This is a genomic window from Sulfurisoma sediminicola (assembly GCF_003865015.1).
Taxonomy (GTDB): domain Bacteria; phylum Pseudomonadota; class Gammaproteobacteria; order Burkholderiales; family Rhodocyclaceae; genus Sulfurisoma; species Sulfurisoma sediminicola.
In genome coordinates, this window is sequence record NZ_BHVV01000008.1 from 50,199 (window position 1) to 66,151 (window position 15,953).

Here is a 15,953-nt window from a genome sequence, read left to right on the forward strand (position 1 = left end):
ATGCAACAGGCCGCCGCCCAGGCGCCCGCAGATCCGCGCGCCTTCGCGGCCGCGGTCAAGGCGCGGCTGCAGGAGGGCCAGACGACCTTGCGCGCCGCCTTCGAGGCCGACGGCAATGCCCGCCGCCTCATCGTCGGCCGCGCCAGACTGGTCGACGCCACGCTGATCGAAGTCTGGCAGCACCTCGCCATCCCGCCCGAAATCGCGCTCGCCGCCGTCGGCGGTTATGGCCGCGGCGAGCTCTTCCCGGGTTCCGATGTCGACATCCTGATTCTCGCCCCCGGCGACTTCTGCAATGCCGACGCCCACCGCCGCGCCATCGAGCAGCTGATCGGCGTGCTCTGGGACGTCGGCCTCGAGATCGGCCAGAGCGTGCGCAGCGTTGCCGAATGCCTGGCCGAAGCCGCGCGCGACATCACGGTGCAGACGACGCTGCTCGAGGCACGTTTCCTCTGTGGCCGCCGCGAACTGTTTGACGAGTTCTGGGCCGCCTTCCGCGGCAAGCTCGAGCCGGCGGCCTTCTTCCGCGCCAAGCGCCTCGAACAGGCCGAGCGCTACACGCGCTTCAACGACACCCCCTACAGCCTCGAGCCCAACTGCAAGGAGAGCCCCGGCGGCCTGCGCGACCTGCAGATCATCGTCTGGGCGGCGCAGGCCGCCGGGCTCGGCGACAACTGGCCGGCGCTGGCGCGGCGCGGCGTCATCACGGCGCACGAGGCGCGCCAGCTGGCACGCGCCGAGGACACGCTGCGCGACATCCGCTGCCGCCTGCACCTCATGACGCGGCGCCGCGAGGACCGGCTGCTGTTCGACCACCAGGAAGGACTGGCCCGCGCCGCCGGCATCGAGGCGACGCGCACGCGCCGCGCCTCCGAGGTGCTGATGCAGCGCTACTACCGCAACGCGAAGCTGGTGACCCAGCTCAACACCCTGGTGCTGCAGAACCTCGCCGCCGCCATCGAGACCGCGCCGCCGGCGCCGCCCATCGTCATCGACGTCCGCTTCCAGTCCGTACGCGGCCTGCTCGACGTCCGCGACGACACCCTGTTCGAGCGCGAGCCGCACCGCATCCTCGAGGCCTTCCTGCTGATGCAGCAGCGTTCCGAGCTTCAAGGAATGACTGCACGCACGCTGCGCGCGCTGTGGGCCGCACGCGGCCGCATCGACGCCGCCTTCCGCCGCGACCCGCAGAATCGCGCCCTCTTCCTGCAGCTGTTCCAGCAGAAGCGCGGCCTGACCCACGAACTGCGGCGGATGAACCAGTACGACATCCTCGGCCACTACCTGCCGGCCTTCGGCCGCATCGTCGGCCAGATGCAGCACGACCTGTTCCACGTTTACACGGTCGACCAGCACATCCTGCAGGTGATCCGCAACCTGCGCCGCTTCACCCTGCCCGAATTCGCCCACGAGTATCCGTTCTGCTCGCGCCTCATCACCGCCTTCGAACGGCCGTGGGTGATCTACGTCGCCGGGCTGTTCCACGACATCGCCAAGGGCCGCGGCGGCGACCACTCCAGGCTCGGCGTCGCCGACGCCCGCCGCTTCTGCCGCGAGCACGGCATCGCCGGCGAGGACTCTGATCTGATCCCCTTCCTCGTCGAGCACCACCTGACCATGTCGGCCGTGGCGCAGAAGCAGGACCTGGCCGACCCCGACGTGATTCGCGCCTTCGCCGGGGTGGTGAAGACGTCGCGCCGACTGACCGCTCTCTACCTGCTGACCGTCGCCGACATTCGCGGCACCAGCCCCAAGGTGTGGAACGCCTGGAAGGGCAAGCTGCTCGAGAACCTCTACCACGCCGCGCTGCGCGTGCTGCAGGGCGACGCACCGGCGCCGGCCGCCGGCCTCGCCGTGCGCCAGGAGGAGGCGCGCGGCATGTTGCGCTTCCACGGCCTGCGCGGCGGCGTCGAGGATGCGCTGTGGCGCCAGCTTGACACCGCCTACTTCATGCGCCACGACGCCGAGGAGATCGCCTGGCACACGCGGGCGCTCTACCATCGGCCGGACAGCGCGGAGCCCGTGGTCAAGGCCCGCCTCAATCCCTTCGGCGAGGGCCTGCAGGTGATGATCTACGTCGCCGGCCAGGCCGAACTGTTCGCGCGACTGTGCGGCTTCTTCTCGCGCCTGGGCTATTCCATCGTCGAGGCCAAGATCCACACCACGCGCAGCGGCTACGCGCTGGACAGTTTCGTCCTGCTCGACCCCTCCGACACCCTGCCCTACCGCGACATGATCGGGCTGATCGAGCACGACCTCGTCGAGCAGTTGCAGACCCGGCCGCCGCTGGGTGCGCCTTCCTCCGGCCGGCTGTCGCGGCAGGTCCGCCATTTCCCCTTCTCGCCCGAGGTGTCTACGCGCCGCGACGAGAAGGGCAACAGCCACATCATGTCGGTCGCCGCCATCGACCGTCCCGGCCTGCTCTACGCCATCGCCCGCGTGCTGGCTCAGCACGGCATCGACGTCCAGGCCGCCAAGATCTCGACGCTGGGCGAGCGGGTGGAAGACACGTTTGTCCTCAGCGGCAATGAATTGGGCAAGACCGCGACGCTGGTACAACTCGAACAGGAACTGCTGGAGGTGCTCAGGGTATGACGGCCGCCGGCGGGCCGCTCGGCGAGCGGGAACTGGACGAGCTCGACGCGCTCCTGCGGGGTGACGGCCTACCGGACGAGACCATGGACATCGCCATGCTCGACGGTTTTCTGACGGCGCTCGCCGTCGGGCCCAACCTGATCGAGCCGCAGCGCTGGCTGCCCGAGGTCTGGGGCGGCGGCGAGCCCGGCGCGACGGCGGCGAAGGAATTGCCGCAGCCCGCGGCGCGCATCACGGCCCTGGTCCTGCGCCACTGGAACTTCCTCCTCGCCCAGTTCCAGGCCGAACCGGAAAACTTCGCGCCGGTGCTGTACATGGCCGACGAGGACGGCGGCGAAGTCGCCGGCGTCGAGGAATGGTGCATCGGCTTCGTCCACGGCATGAACATCGACGACGCGGCGTGGCAGGCGATCTTCGACGCTGCCGAAATGGCGGAATTCCTCGACCCCATCCTGCTCCAGGGCACCGAAGCCGGCTGGCAGGAAATGGTACAGGACCCGGCCCTCGCCGCGGCGCAGGCCGACATCGCCGAGGTCCTGCCCGACTGCGTCCTCGCCATCCACGACTTCTGGGCCCCGCAACGGGCCGCGCGCACCACCGTGCGGCTCGATGCGCCGAAGGTCGGCCGCAACGATCCCTGCCCCTGCGGCAGTGGCAGGAAATTCAAGAAGTGCTGCGGCGCGGCCGCTCCCGGCTGACCGGCCTGGCCGCATCGTGGTGTGCCGTGCCCAGCGCGGCTTCGAGCATGTCGATGAATGCCCGCGTCTTCGCCGGCATCAGGCGCCGCCCCGGAAACACCGCCCAGGCCGTCGTCGCCGGCAGGCACCAATCGGGCAGCACGCGGCGCAGTTCGCCGCGGCGTACGCTCGGCGCCGCGAACACGTCGGGCGCGGCGGCGATGCCGCTGCCGGCGCGTGCCAGATTGATCAGCAATTCGGGGGAATTCGCCGCGGCGCGCCCGGGCGGCGTGCCCTGCCATTGCTGTTCGCCCTGAAGCAGGACCCAGGCCGCCGGCTCGTCATCGCGCCCGGTCTGATGCAGCGCGTCGTGCTGTAGCAACTCCTCGGGCACAAGGGGAGCGCCGCGCTCTGCCAGATAGGCCGGCGCGGCGTAGAGCCCGCGCGAAAACACGGCGATGCGGCGCGCGGCGAGCAGGGTATCGTCCGGCAGCTCGCCCATGCGCACGGCGAGGTCGAAATTCTCGCCGAGCATATCGACGCGTCGCGGCGACAGGTCGAGCTGCAGCGAAACCGCCGGATGCAGCGCGACGAAGGCCGACAGCATCTCCGTCAGCAGAAGCGTGGCGAAATCGCTCGGCATCGACACGCGCAGGCGGCCGCTCGGCCGCGCCTGGCGGTGCTCGCTCAGCGCCTTCACCGCGTCGACCTCCGCCGCGACCTGGCGCGCATGCTCGAGCAACTGCTGGCCGAACTCCGTGACGGTAAGGCGGCGCGTCGTGCGCAGCATCAGGCGTTCGCCGAGTCGCTCCTCGAGCAGCGCGATGCGGCGCGATACCGTGGACTTCGGCAGGCCGAGACGCTCGGCCGCCCGGCTGAAGCTGCCGGCATCGGCGACCCGGGAAAAAATCAGCAGGTCATTGGCGTCGTATTGTTCCATTATCAGAACAATATTACCCGTTTCATTGGCTTCTCTCCAATGCCAAGCATCAATACATTACATCCATGCCCTGCCCAACCCCAAGGAGAAAACCATGAACATCCTGCAAATCAACGCCAGCGCCCGCCGCGAGGGCGCCAACTCCACCCGTATCGCCGACGCCATCGTCGCCCGCCTGCAGGCGGCGAACCCCGATGCCCGCCTGACCCGGCGCGACCTCGCCGTGACGCCGCAGCCGGTGCTCGACGAGGCGGCGCTCGGCGCGCTGTTCACCCCGGCCGGGCAGCGCACGGAACAGCAGGCGGCGCGCGTGGCGCTCGACGACGCGCTGATCGCCGAGGTGCAGGCGGCCGACACGATCGTGCTCGGCGTGCCGATGTACAACTTCGGCGTGCCGGCGCAACTCAAGAACTGGATCGACGCCATCGCCCGCAACGGCGTCACCTTCCGCTACACCGCGAACGGTCCCGAAGGACTGCTCAAGGGCAGGAAGGTCTACGTCGGCCTGGCGCGCGGCGGCCGCTACCGCGGAACCGAAGCCGACAGCCAGGTGCCTTACCTCAGGACCGTGCTCGGCTTCCTCGGCATCAGCGACGTGCATTTCGTCTACGCCGAGGGCCTGAACATGGGCGAAGATGCGGCCAGGCAGGGTTTCGCCGAGGCCGACGCCGAGATCGCGGCCATCGCCTGAACACCCTCCGCCCCGGAGAGAGAGGAGACACCATGAAAACAAATGAACACGTTGCCCGCCCCCGCAGCGTCGAACGGCTGGTGACCGGCAAGGAGACCTCCGACGGCGCCGGCGTCAGCCTGACGCGCGTGCTGACCCAGCCGCTGCAGCGCCGCCTCGACCCCTTTCTCATGCTCGACGCCTTCGGCAGCGACGATCCCGACGATTACATCGCCGGCTTTCCCGACCACCCGCACCGCGGCTTCGAGACCGTGACCTACATGATCGCCGGCCGCATGAAGCACAAGGACAGCGCCGGCCACGAGGGCCTGCTCGAGAACGGCGGCGTGCAGTGGATGACGGCCGGCCGCGGCGTGATCCACTCGGAGATCCCGCAACAGGAGGAAGGCGTGATGGAAGGCTTCCAGCTCTGGCTCAATCTGCCGGGGCGGGACAAGATGAGCGAGCCCTGGTATCGCGACATCAAAGCGGCCGAGCTGCCGCGCTTCGCCACCGATGCCGGCGTCGACGTGACGGTGATCGCCGGCGAGAGCCACGGCGTCGCCGGCGCGGTGACGCGCGAGGCCACGGCGCCGCTCTACCTCGACCTGCACCTGCCGGCCGGCGGCCGTTTTGCGCAGACCTTGCCGGCCGGCCACAACGCCTTCGTCTATGTCTATCGCGGCGAGGTCGATGTCGCCGGAACCGCCGTGCCGGCGCAGCGCATGGCCATCCTCGCAAACTCGGCGGATGCCGACGGCGTGGTGATCGATGCGAAGGGCGAAGCGAAGGTCCTGCTCATCGCCGGGCGGCCCCTGGGCGAACCGATCGCCCAGTACGGCCCCTTCGTCATGAACACCGAGCAGGAGATCTACCAGGCGCTGCAGGATTTCCGCGAAGGGCGGCTGGCCTGAGACGGCAGTTGTAGCGGCTCCCCGTTCGCGTGTCGACCACGCGGCATTCCGCCCGCGCCGTGCCGCTGGCGCGCCCCGCAGGAAGTACCCTTGGGGTGCCGACTTTTTCAGTCGGCCAGTTCGGGCCGGTTGCGGAACTGCTCGAGCGCCTCGGGATTGGCCAGGGCCTCGACGTTCCTGACCGGCTGGCCGTCGACCACGGCGCGCACCGCCAGCTCGACGATCTTGCCACTCTTGGTGCGCGGGATGTCGGTGACCTGCAGTATCTTGGCCGGCACGTGGCGCGGCGTGGTGTCGGCGCGGATGGTCTGCTTGATTTTCACCGTCAGCGCGTCGTCCAGCACGAGGCCGTCGCGCAACCTGACGAACAGCACCACGCGCACGTCCTTCTTCCACTCCTGGCCGATGACCAGCGACTCGACCACCTCGTCCAGCCGCTCGACCTGGCGGTAGATCTCCGCCGTGCCGATGCGCACGCCGCCGGGGTTGAGGGTGGCGTCGGAGCGGCCATAGATGACGAAGCCATCCTGCGCCGTACGCTCGGCGAAGTCGCCGTGGCACCACACCCCGGGGAAGCGCTCGAAATAGGCGGCGCGGTACTTGGCGCCGTCGGGATCGTTCCAGAAGCCGACCGGCATCACCGGAAACGGCCGCGTGCACACCAGCTCGCCCTTTTTGCCGCGCAGCGGCCTGCCGTCGTCGGCGAAGACGTCGGTGGCCATGCCGAGCCCGGCGCACTGGATCTCGCCGCGCCACACCGGCGCGATCGGATTGCCGCCGATGAAGCACGAGATGATGTCGGTGCCGCCGCAGATCGAGGCAAGCTGCAGGTCATGTTTGATGCAGGCGTAGACGAAGTCGAAGCCTTCGGGCGCCAGCGGGCTGCCGGTCGAGAACATCACGCGCAGCCTGTCGAGCAGGTGCGTCTTGCGCGGCCGCACCAGCGCCTTGGCCAGCGCGTCGAGGAACTTGGCCGAGGTGCCGAAGTGCGTCATGCCCTCGGCATCGGCGTAGTCGAACAGGATGTTGCCGGTGTGGAGGAAGGGCGAGCCGTCGTAGAGCAGCAGCGTCGCGCCCGACGCCAGCCCCGAGGCGAGCCAGTTCCACATCATCCAGCCGGTGGTGGTGAAGTAGAACAGGCGGTCGCCCGGCTTGAGGTCGCCATGGAGGCGGTGCTCCTTCAGGTGCTGCAGCAGCGCGCCGCCGGCGCCGTGCACGATGCACTTGGGCGCGCCGGTGGTGCCCGATGAGTACATGATGAACAGCGGGTGGTCGAACGGCAGCTCGGCGAAGTCGATCTCGACCCGTCCGGCGCAGGGCGCGACGAAATCGTCGAGCAGCACGCCGTTGCGGATGTCGGGAAGAGCGGAATCCCGCTCGCGGATGCAGGGCACGACCACCACCTTGCGGAGGGAAGGCAGCCGCGCGGCGATTTCCGCCACCCGTTCGAGGATGTCGATGGTCTTGCCGTTGTAGTGGTAGCCGTCGCCGGCGAAAAGGAGCTTCGGTTCGATCTGGCCGAAGCGGTCGAGCACGCCCTGCACGCCGAAATCCGGCGAGGCAGAAGTGAAGGTCGCACCGATCGAGGCCGCCGCCAGCATGGCGACGATGGCTTCCGGCATGTTCGGCATGTAGGCGGCGACGCGGTCGCCGGCCTTGACGCCCTCGGCGCGCATGGCCGCGGCGAGCTGCGCCACGCGCCGATAGAGCTCGGCGTGGGACATGCGCCGTCGTACCTTGTCCTCGCCCCAGAACACCAGGGCGTCGCCCTGATCGGCGGCGCCGCGGCGCAGCAGATTGCGCGCGTAGTTGAGCCGGGCCCCGGGAAACCAGCGCGCACCCGGCATCCGCTCGGCGTCGACAACCACCGTGTCCCCCATCTCGCCGATGACGCCGCCGAATTCCCACAGCGAGACCCAGAACTCCTCGGGATGCTCGATGGACCAGCGGTGCAGTTCGGCGTAGTCGGCGAAGACCCGGTTCCAGCGCGACGCCGCCTCGCGCATGAAGGCCGTCATGTTGGCGGCGGCGATGCGCTCCGCCGAGGGCTGCCAGACGACCTGCGCCGTCACAGCCGATGCTCCAGGGATAGGCCGGGGGGTTCCATTTCGTTCTTATCGTGGGCGCGCGGCCGATTACCGCCGATCGCGCCTGTTCTGGTCACGGTTAAACTGATTGCCGAAGCGCCTAATGATACGGCTTAGAGGAGCGCAATGGAACGCGAGGCGATGGAGTTCGACGTGGTGATCGTCGGCGGCGGCCCGGCCGGACTGGCGGCGGCGATCCGCCTCAAGCAGCTCGATCCGGCGCATTCCGTCTGCCTCGTCGAGAAAGGCGCGGAGATCGGCGCCCATGTCCTCTCGGGCGCCGTGATGGACCCGCGCGGGATCGACGAGCTGATTCCGGACTGGCAGGAACGCGATGCCCCCCTCGACACGCCGGTGAGCGAGGACGAGTTTCGCTTCCTCACCGCCCGCGGCGGCTGCCGCCTGCCGTCTGCACTGCTGCCGGCCTGTTTCAATAACGAGGGCAGCTACATCGTCAGCCTCGGCCAGGTCTGCCGCTGGCTCGGCGCCCAGGCCGAGGCGGCCGGCGTCGAGATCTACCCCGGTTTCGCCGGGGCCGAAGTCCTGTACGACGAAGCCGGCGCGGTGAAAGGCGTGGCCACCGGCGACATGGGCGTGGGCCGCGACGGCCGGCCCGGCCCCAACCACCAGCCTGGCATGGCGCTTCACGCCAGGTACACCCTGTTCGCCGAGGGTTGCCGCGGCCATCTCGGCAAGCAGCTCGAGGCACGATTCGAGTTGCGCCGCCACAGCCAGCCACAGACCTACGGCCTCGGCATCAAGGAGCTGTGGGAGGTGCCGCCGGAACAACATCGCCGCGGCCTGGTGCTGCACACCGCCGGCTGGCCGCTGCCGTCCGACGCCTACGGTGGAGGCTTCTGCTACCACTACGGGGAGAACCTCGTCGCCGTCGGCCTCGTCGTCGGCCTGGGCTACAGCAACCCCTGGCTCTCGCCCTTCGAGGAATTCCAGAGGCTCAAGACGCACCCGGAGCCGCGACGGATGCTCGCCGGCGGCAGGCGCCTCGCCTACGGCGCGCGCGCCCTCGTCGCCGGCGGCCTGCAGGCGCTGCCCAAGCTGGCATTCCCCGGCGGCGCCCTGATCGGCGACGACGCGGGCTTCCTCGTCGCCTCGCGCATCAAGGGCTCGCACGCCGCGATCAAGTCCGGCAGCCTGGCCGCGGAAGCCGCGCACGCCGCACTGGCCGCCGGCCGAAGCCGCGACGAACTGGCCGCCTACCCCGAACGGTTCCGCAATTCCTGGCTCTACGACGAGCTTCGCGCGGCACGCAACTTCAAGCCCTGGATGGCCAAAGGCCTTGTCCTCGGCTCCGCCATGTTCGGCATCGACCAGATGCTGTTCCGCGGCCGCGCGCCGTGGACGCTCGGTCTCGCGGCGGATCACGAACAACTGCGGTCCGCCGCAGAATGCGCGCCGATCGCCTATCCCCGTCCCGACGGCGTGCTGAGCTTCGACCGCCTCTCCTCGGTCTTCCTCTCGAACACGCATCACGCCGAAGACCAGCCCTGCCACCTGAAACTCGGCGATGGCGGTACGCCGATCAGGATCAATCTCGCACGCTACGATGCCCCCGAGCAGCGCTACTGTCCGGCCGGCGTCTACGAAATCGTCCGCGACGAGGCGAACGCGCCGCGGCTGCAGATCAACGCGCAGAACTGCCTGCACTGCAAGGCCTGCGACATCAAGGACCCGACGCAGAACATCACCTGGGTGGCGCCGCAGGGCGGCGAAGGGCCGATCTACGCGCAGATGTAGGCGCGGCCCCGGCATCCCGGGCACGGGTTATCATCCGGCTCGAATCGGGCAAGAAGAAAGAACAAGATGCCGCGTACAGCGAAATTCCGACTTGTCAGCCGCCTCTACGCCCTGGCCAGCGCCGCGGTCGTCTTCGTGCTGATCGTCGGCATCGGCGAGATGTTCCTGCGCACCCAGGCGCAGGAGGCGGAGGACGCGGCTCGCATCGAGGCCATCTCCCGCGCGGCGACGCTGCGGGCTCGGGTGGAGCGCGAACTCAACGCCCTGCTCTACATCAGCAGCGGCCTCGGCGGCTACCTCGTGGTACGCAACGACAGGATTCGGGCGAAGGAAGTCAACGACATCCTTTCCGTCCTGTTCCGCAACGCCCGCCACGTGCGCAACTTCGGCGTCGCCGTCGGCTACCGCCTGACCTACGTCTACCCGCTCGCCGGCAACGAGAAGGCCATCGGTCTCTATTACCCCGACCAGACGGAACAATGGCCGGTGATCCGCCGCATCGTCGACAGCGGCGCGCCCGCGCTTGCCGGGCCGCTCAAACTGGTGCAGGGAGGCCACGGCCTCGTTTACCGCGTGCCCCTGTCGATCGACGGCCGGTACTGGGGCATGCTGTCCACGGTCATCGACGCCGACTCCTTCTTCAAGGCGATCTTCGCCGAATCGGCCGAGAGCCAGCACGAGTTCGCCATCCGCGGCAAGGACGGTCTGGGCATGAAGGGGGATGCGATATGGGGCGATATGAGCCTCTTCGCCCGGCCCGACACCGTCGTCCAGGAAATCGAGATCCCAGGCGGACGCTGGATCATCGCGGTCGGTCCGAAGGCCAGCGCCTACCAGCGAAACCTGTCGCTCGTCGTGCGCCTGATCAGCATCGTCCTGGGCGGCCTGATCGCTTGGATGATGCACATGCTCATGCGCAACCGCGCCGAACTGGCCGACCTCGCCATGTACGACACCCTCACCGGCCTGCCCAACCGTCACCTGATGGAAGACCGGGCGGAGATGGCGCTGGCGCGACAGCGGCGGCACCCCGAGCAGCTGTGCGCCATGCTGTTCTTCGACCTCGACGGTTTCAAGGACATCAACGATCGGCACGGCCACAAGGCCGGCGATGCCGTGCTGCGCGCCACCGCCGAACGCGCGCGCGCCGCGGTGCGACGCCACGACACCGTGGCCCGCTGGGGCGGCGACGAGTTCATCGTCCTGCTCGAAGACGTGTCGCAGGAGGCGCTGGACACCCTGCAGCAGCGGCTGCGCGACGAGATCGAGGCGCCAATCGAATTCGAGGGGCTGACGCTGCGCATCGGCGTCTCGATCGGCGTGGCCATCTACCCGGACAACGGCGCCAACCTGGACGACATGGTCAAGATCGCCGACCGGGGCATGTACGTCGACAAGACCCGGCGCAAGAGCGGCGACTGACGATCGGCCTCAGCACCTAGCGTCCCAGAGATCATGCATGACGCCAGACGTCGGCATGTCCCATTCACGCCAGTACGCCACAGATTCGCCAAGTATCTTGAGCACTCAGTCGATTGCTAAATGCTGGCAACCATTTTCAATGAAATGAAGGCATTGACTTGGCATGTTCTAGACCTATATTTAAACAAATAGGCAAGTAGGCAGTGGAAGCACCTACAGTGAATCGCCTGCCTGCATCCCCCAAGAGAGCAAGAGCACGTTTAGCGAGCCGTTATGCCGTCTAAATCGATGCGCGTTGGGGGGGCGATATGGGCAAATCGATCGTATTCATCGATGAGCGCGTTTCAGATCTGCAGAGTTTGATCGAAGGATTCGCGCCTGATACCGAATGGTTTCTTCTCAGGGGCGACGAGGATGGCGTAGCGCAGATTGCGCGAACGCTGGCGAAGCGCAGCAGACTTGATTCGGTCCATATCGTCTCGCACGGCAGCGCAGGCAGTTTGCTGCTGGGAAATGGGACCTTGGACAGCGACACCCTTCCCGCATACCAAGCAGCGATGTCCGCCATCGGCGCCAGCTTGGCGACCGACGGAGACATTCTCCTTTACGGCTGCGACGTTGCGCAGGGGTCGGACGGTGCGGCCTTTCTTGCACAGATGGCGGCCTTCACCGGTGCCGATATAGCAGCCTCGAACAACTTAACCGGAGGCAGCACGACCGGTGGCGACTGGGTGCTGGAGTCGCAAGTCGGAGCGATCGAAAGTGCCACGCTGTCGGCCTCGAACTACGAGGCAACGCTCGTCGCCAATACGAGTCCCAGCTTTGGCATTGGCGACGGCAAGGTCACCACGGCCATCGGTGGCGGCGCAGACGGCGCATACGGCGTCGTGGTCCAGCCCGACGGCAAGATCGTGGTGGGCGGCGAGAGCTACAACGGCAGCAACTACGACTATGCCGTCGTGCGCTACAACGCCGACGGCAGCCTCGATGCGACGTTCGACGGAGACGGCAAGCTCACCACCGCCGTTGGCGCGGGTGACGACTTCGGTCGCGCCGGCATCCTCATGCAGCCCGACGGCAAGCTCGTCGTGGCCGGCCACGCCAGCTACGACTTCGCACTGGTGCGCTACAACCCCGACGGCAGCCTCGATGCCAGCTTCGACGGCGACGGCAAGGTCGTCACGCCGGTGCGCAACAACGACGACGCGGCGACCGATATCGCCTTGCAGGCCGACGGCAAGATCGTGGTGGCCGGGTTGAGCTGGGACGACTCCTTCAGCAGCTACGACTTCGCCGTGGTGCGCTACAACGGCGACGGCAGCCTCGACACCACCTTCGACACCGACGGCAAGGTGTTCACCGACTTCGGCTACGGCTACGACGCCGCCAACGGCATGGTCGTGCAGGCCGACGGCAAGATCGTCGCGGCCGGCTACGCCTCGAACGGAGCGAATTTGGACATCGCGCTGGTGCGTTACAACACCGATGGCAGCCTCGATGGCGGCTTCGGCACCGGCGGCAAGGTCGCCACCGCCGTCGGCGCCAGCAACGACTCCGCCGAAAGCGTCACCCTGCAGGCCGACGGCAAGATCCTCGCCACCGGCTGGACCTACACCGGCGCCGAGTACGATCTCGCGCTGGTGCGCTACAACACGGACGGCAGCCTCGACACCAGCTTCGACACCGACGGCATCGTGACCACCGCCGTGGGCTCGAACGCGTCCGAAGCCTGCGACGTCGCCGTGCAGGGCGACGGCAAGATCCTGGTCGGCGGCTACGTTCACAACGGTACCAACTACGATTTCCTGCTGGCGCGCTACAACGTCGACGGCAGCCTCGACGGCGGCTTCGGCAACACCGGCAAGGCCAGCGTCGCCGTCGGTCCGTCCAACGATCAGGCATACAGCATTGCCGTGCAGTCCGACGGCAAGATCGTCGTCGCCGGTCTTGCCTCAAACGGCGGCAATGACGACTTCGCCGTGGTGCGCTTCAATGCCGACGGTAGCCTCGACACGGGATTCGATGCCGTCAGCACGCTCAATGGCGTTGCCGCCTTTGTCGAAGGCGGCCCGGTGGTCGTGCTCGACCCGACGGTGCAGATCGCGGACGCCGAACTTGCGGCCATGGGCGACTATGCCGGCGCCAACGTTACCCTGACGCGCCAGGGCGGCCCCAACCCCGAAGACACCTTCAGTGCGGTCGGCAACCTCGGCTTCACGGGCGGCGATGCCATCCTCTCGGGCGTCACCATCGGCACGGCCACCAACGCGGGTGGCACGCTGATGCTGACCTTCAACGCCAACGCCACCCAAGCGCGGGTCGATGAAGCGCTGAGCTCGATCGCCTACAGCAACAGCTCCGGCACCCCGCCCGCCTCGGTGCAGATCGGCTGGACCTTCAGCGACGGCAATACCGGCGCTCAAGGCAGCGGCGGCCCGATGTCGGCCATCGGCAGCACCACGGTCAATATCGCCGCGATTCCCAACCCCAACACCGCGCCGAGTTTCGGCATCGGTGACGGCAAGGTCACTACCGCCATCGGTTCGGGCGCTGACGCCGGTTACAGGGTCGCCCTGCAGCCGGACGGCAGGATCGTGGTAGCGGGAATCAGTCATAACGGCAGCAACTTGGACTTCGCCCTGGCGCGCTACAACGCCGATGGCAGCCTCGACAGTACCTTCGATGGCGACGGCATGCTCACTACCGCCATCGGTGGGGGCGATGATTACGGCTACGGGCTCACCGTGCAACCGGACGGCAGGATCCTGGTGGCGGGGCAAAGCTGGAACGGCAGCACCTACACCGATTTCGCGCTGGTGCGCTACAACGCCGACGGCAGCCTCGACACCACCTTCAGCGGTGACGGCATGCTCACCACCGCCGTCGGTTGGGCCGACGACGGGGGCTACGACGTCACCCTGCAGGCGGACGGCAGGATCCTGGTAGCGGGCGCGGGCTGGGTAGGCAGCAACGGCGACTTCGCCCTGGTCCGCTACAACACCGACGGCAGCCTCGACACGAGCTTCGATGGCGACGGCATGGTCACCACCGCCATCGGTACGTACCATGACTATGGTCAGAGCGTCACCGTGCAGCCGGACGGCAAGATTCTGGTGGCGGGCGTGAGCGATAGCGGCAACATCTACTTCGCGCTGGTGCGCTACAACGCCGACGGCAGCCTCGACACCACCTTCAGTGGCGACGGCATGCTCACCACCGCCATCGGTGCCGGTGACGACCGGGGTGCAAGCCTCGCCCTGCAAGCGGACGGCAGGATTCTGGTGACGGGGCACAGCTGGAATGGCAGCAACTCGGACTTCGTCCTGGTGCGCTACAACGCCGACGGCAGCCTGGATACCAGCTTCGATGGGGACGGCAAGCTCACCACCGTCATCGGTGCGGGCGATGACGGGTCTAACAGACTCACCCTGCAGCCGGACGGCAGGATCCTGGTGGCGGGAATCAGCCACAACGGCAGCAACTATGACTTGGCCTTGGTACGCTACAACACCGACGGCAGCCTCGACACCACGTTCGATGGCGACGGCAAGCTCACCACCGCCATCGGTGCGGGCGATGACTGGGGTTACAGCGTTGCCGTGCAGCCGGACGGACAAATTCTTGTGGCGGGCGCTAGCGACAACGGAAGCAACAGCGACTTCGCTCTGGTGCGCTACAACCCAGACGGCAGCCTGGATACTCATTTCGACTCGAACTTCGTCAGTACGCTGAATGTCACCGCAAGCTACATCACGGGCAGCCCCGCCGCCGTTCTGGATAGCAATGTCCAGATCTACGACGCCGAGCTCGCTGTCGCCGGCAACTACGGCGGCGCGTCGCTGCGCCTTTCCCGCAGCGGCGGAGCAAGCCCACAGGATGTTTTCTCGGCCAAGCCCGGCGGCACCTTGGCTGCCCTCATGTCCGGCGGCGACCTGATCGTCGATGGCACCGCTATCGGCACCGTCATCGCCAACGCCGGCGGCTCCCTGGAACTCTCCTTCAACGGCAACGCCACCCAGAGCCTGCTCGATTCGGCCGTGCAACAGATCGCCTACAGCAACATTGCCGGATCCCCGCCGCCCAGCGTCCAGATCGTCTGGACATTCTCCGACGGAAACGCCGGAGCTCAAGGCACGGGCGGTGCCCTGAGCGCCTTCGGCCGGACGTCGGTGCAACTGAACGTCGTCATCGGGGGCATTGGCGACGACACGCTGGATGGGCGCTTCGGAAACGCCACATTGGTCGGCGGACAAGGAAGCGATCTATATTTCGTCGACAATGCGTATGACAGAGTCGTCGAACTGCCATTCGAAGGCACCGACGCCGTGCAAGCATCGGTTACCTACTGCCTGCCACAGAACGTCGAAGACCTTGTGCTTACCGGCAGCCTCGCGATCAACGGCATTGGCAACCGGCAGAACAATCATATTGTTGGCAATGCCGCTTCAAACTGCCTTTTCGGCGATGCGGGAAACGATGTCATCGAGGCGGGCCCAGGCGACCTGGTTTTCGGTGGAGCCGGTCGCGACGAGGTCCAGATCAGGTTATCGCGAATGGTGGATGCCATAGGATCATTCGAGGAGGAAATATCCCTTAGTCGAACCAGTGACGGCATGGTCTACATAGGATTGCGCAGGGATGGAGGATTCGTGAATGTCCTGGCCGAAGATTCCTATACGAAGACTTCAGGCTTTCTCGGCGGATCGTTCGAACCGAAGGCACCCGTGGAAGGCGCGACAGAAACGCTGCGGATATTGGATGCATGCGGCCAAGATGTATATGGCGCCATTGACTTGCGCTTGGGACGGGCCGGCGGAGGTTTTGCAGGTGAGCCTCCGACTTATGCCGCGCTGGCATTCGGGGCCTGAGAGTCGATCGAGGACCGGCATCTCG

At 67.2% G+C, this 15,953-nt stretch carries 9 protein-coding genes; 7 read left to right on the forward strand and 2 right to left on the reverse strand.

Features of this window, described 5'->3' with window-relative positions:
- Together EJE94_RS11830 and EJE94_RS11835 are read left to right on the forward strand one after the other, a co-directional pair.
- On the forward strand, nt 1-2,595 hold the full coding sequence (locus EJE94_RS11830; RefSeq protein WP_121241731.1) for a [protein-PII] uridylyltransferase: 2,595 nt from the start codon (nt 1-3) through the stop codon (nt 2,593-2,595).
- Nucleotides 2,592-3,293 carry a UPF0149 family protein gene (locus EJE94_RS11835; RefSeq protein ID WP_121241733.1) on the forward strand — a complete coding sequence of 234 codons (702 nt, stop codon included), beginning with the start codon at nt 2,592-2,594 and terminating at the stop codon, nt 3,291-3,293. The genes EJE94_RS11830 and EJE94_RS11835 overlap by 4 nt, the downstream gene beginning before the upstream one ends.
- Here the strand turns inward: EJE94_RS11835 and EJE94_RS11840 are convergent.
- A complete protein-coding gene (locus tag EJE94_RS11840) occupies nt 3,259-4,212 on the reverse strand; it encodes a LysR family transcriptional regulator (RefSeq protein WP_121241734.1) in 954 nt (317 codons plus the stop codon). The two genes, EJE94_RS11835 and EJE94_RS11840, sit on opposite strands and share 35 nt — an antisense overlap.
- A gap of 94 nt (nt 4,213-4,306) precedes the next feature.
- Between EJE94_RS11840 and EJE94_RS11845 the strand changes: the two genes are divergently transcribed.
- Together EJE94_RS11845 and EJE94_RS11850 are read left to right on the forward strand one after the other, a co-directional pair.
- Nucleotides 4,307-4,903, forward strand: coding sequence for an FMN-dependent NADH-azoreductase (locus EJE94_RS11845; RefSeq protein WP_121241736.1), 597 nt, complete (start codon nt 4,307-4,309; stop codon nt 4,901-4,903).
- Between the two features lie 32 nt (nt 4,904-4,935).
- A complete protein-coding gene (locus EJE94_RS11850; protein WP_121241738.1) occupies nt 4,936-5,796 on the forward strand; it encodes a pirin family protein in 861 nt (286 codons plus the stop codon).
- 107 nt (nt 5,797-5,903) lie between these two features.
- Here EJE94_RS11850 and EJE94_RS11855 read toward each other — a convergent pair whose 3' ends face one another.
- On the reverse strand, nt 5,904-7,868 hold the full coding sequence (locus tag EJE94_RS11855) for an acetoacetate--CoA ligase (protein WP_121241740.1): 1,965 nt from the start codon (nt 7,866-7,868) through the stop codon (nt 5,904-5,906).
- 141 nt (nt 7,869-8,009) lie between these two features.
- On the opposite strand from EJE94_RS11855, the gene EJE94_RS11860 reads away from it, so the two are divergent.
- The 3 genes from EJE94_RS11860 to EJE94_RS11870 all read left to right on the forward strand — a co-directional run bounded on the left by EJE94_RS11860 (nt 8,010) and on the right by EJE94_RS11870 (nt 15,928).
- The gene (locus EJE94_RS11860) at nt 8,010-9,638 is read left to right on the forward strand and encodes an electron transfer flavoprotein-ubiquinone oxidoreductase (RefSeq protein ID WP_121241742.1); all 1,629 of its coding nucleotides are present in this window, start codon (nt 8,010-8,012) and stop codon (nt 9,636-9,638) included.
- A gap of 66 nt (nt 9,639-9,704) precedes the next feature.
- Nucleotides 9,705-11,060, forward strand: coding sequence for a diguanylate cyclase domain-containing protein (locus EJE94_RS11865; protein ID WP_121241745.1), 1,356 nt, complete (start codon nt 9,705-9,707; stop codon nt 11,058-11,060).
- Nucleotides 11,061-11,368: 308 nt separating this feature from the next.
- Nucleotides 11,369-15,928 (forward strand): DUF4347 domain-containing protein, encoded by a 4,560-nt coding sequence (locus EJE94_RS11870; protein WP_121241747.1) that lies wholly within the window; start codon nt 11,369-11,371, stop codon nt 15,926-15,928.
- Nucleotides 15,929-15,953 lie beyond the last annotated feature (25 nt).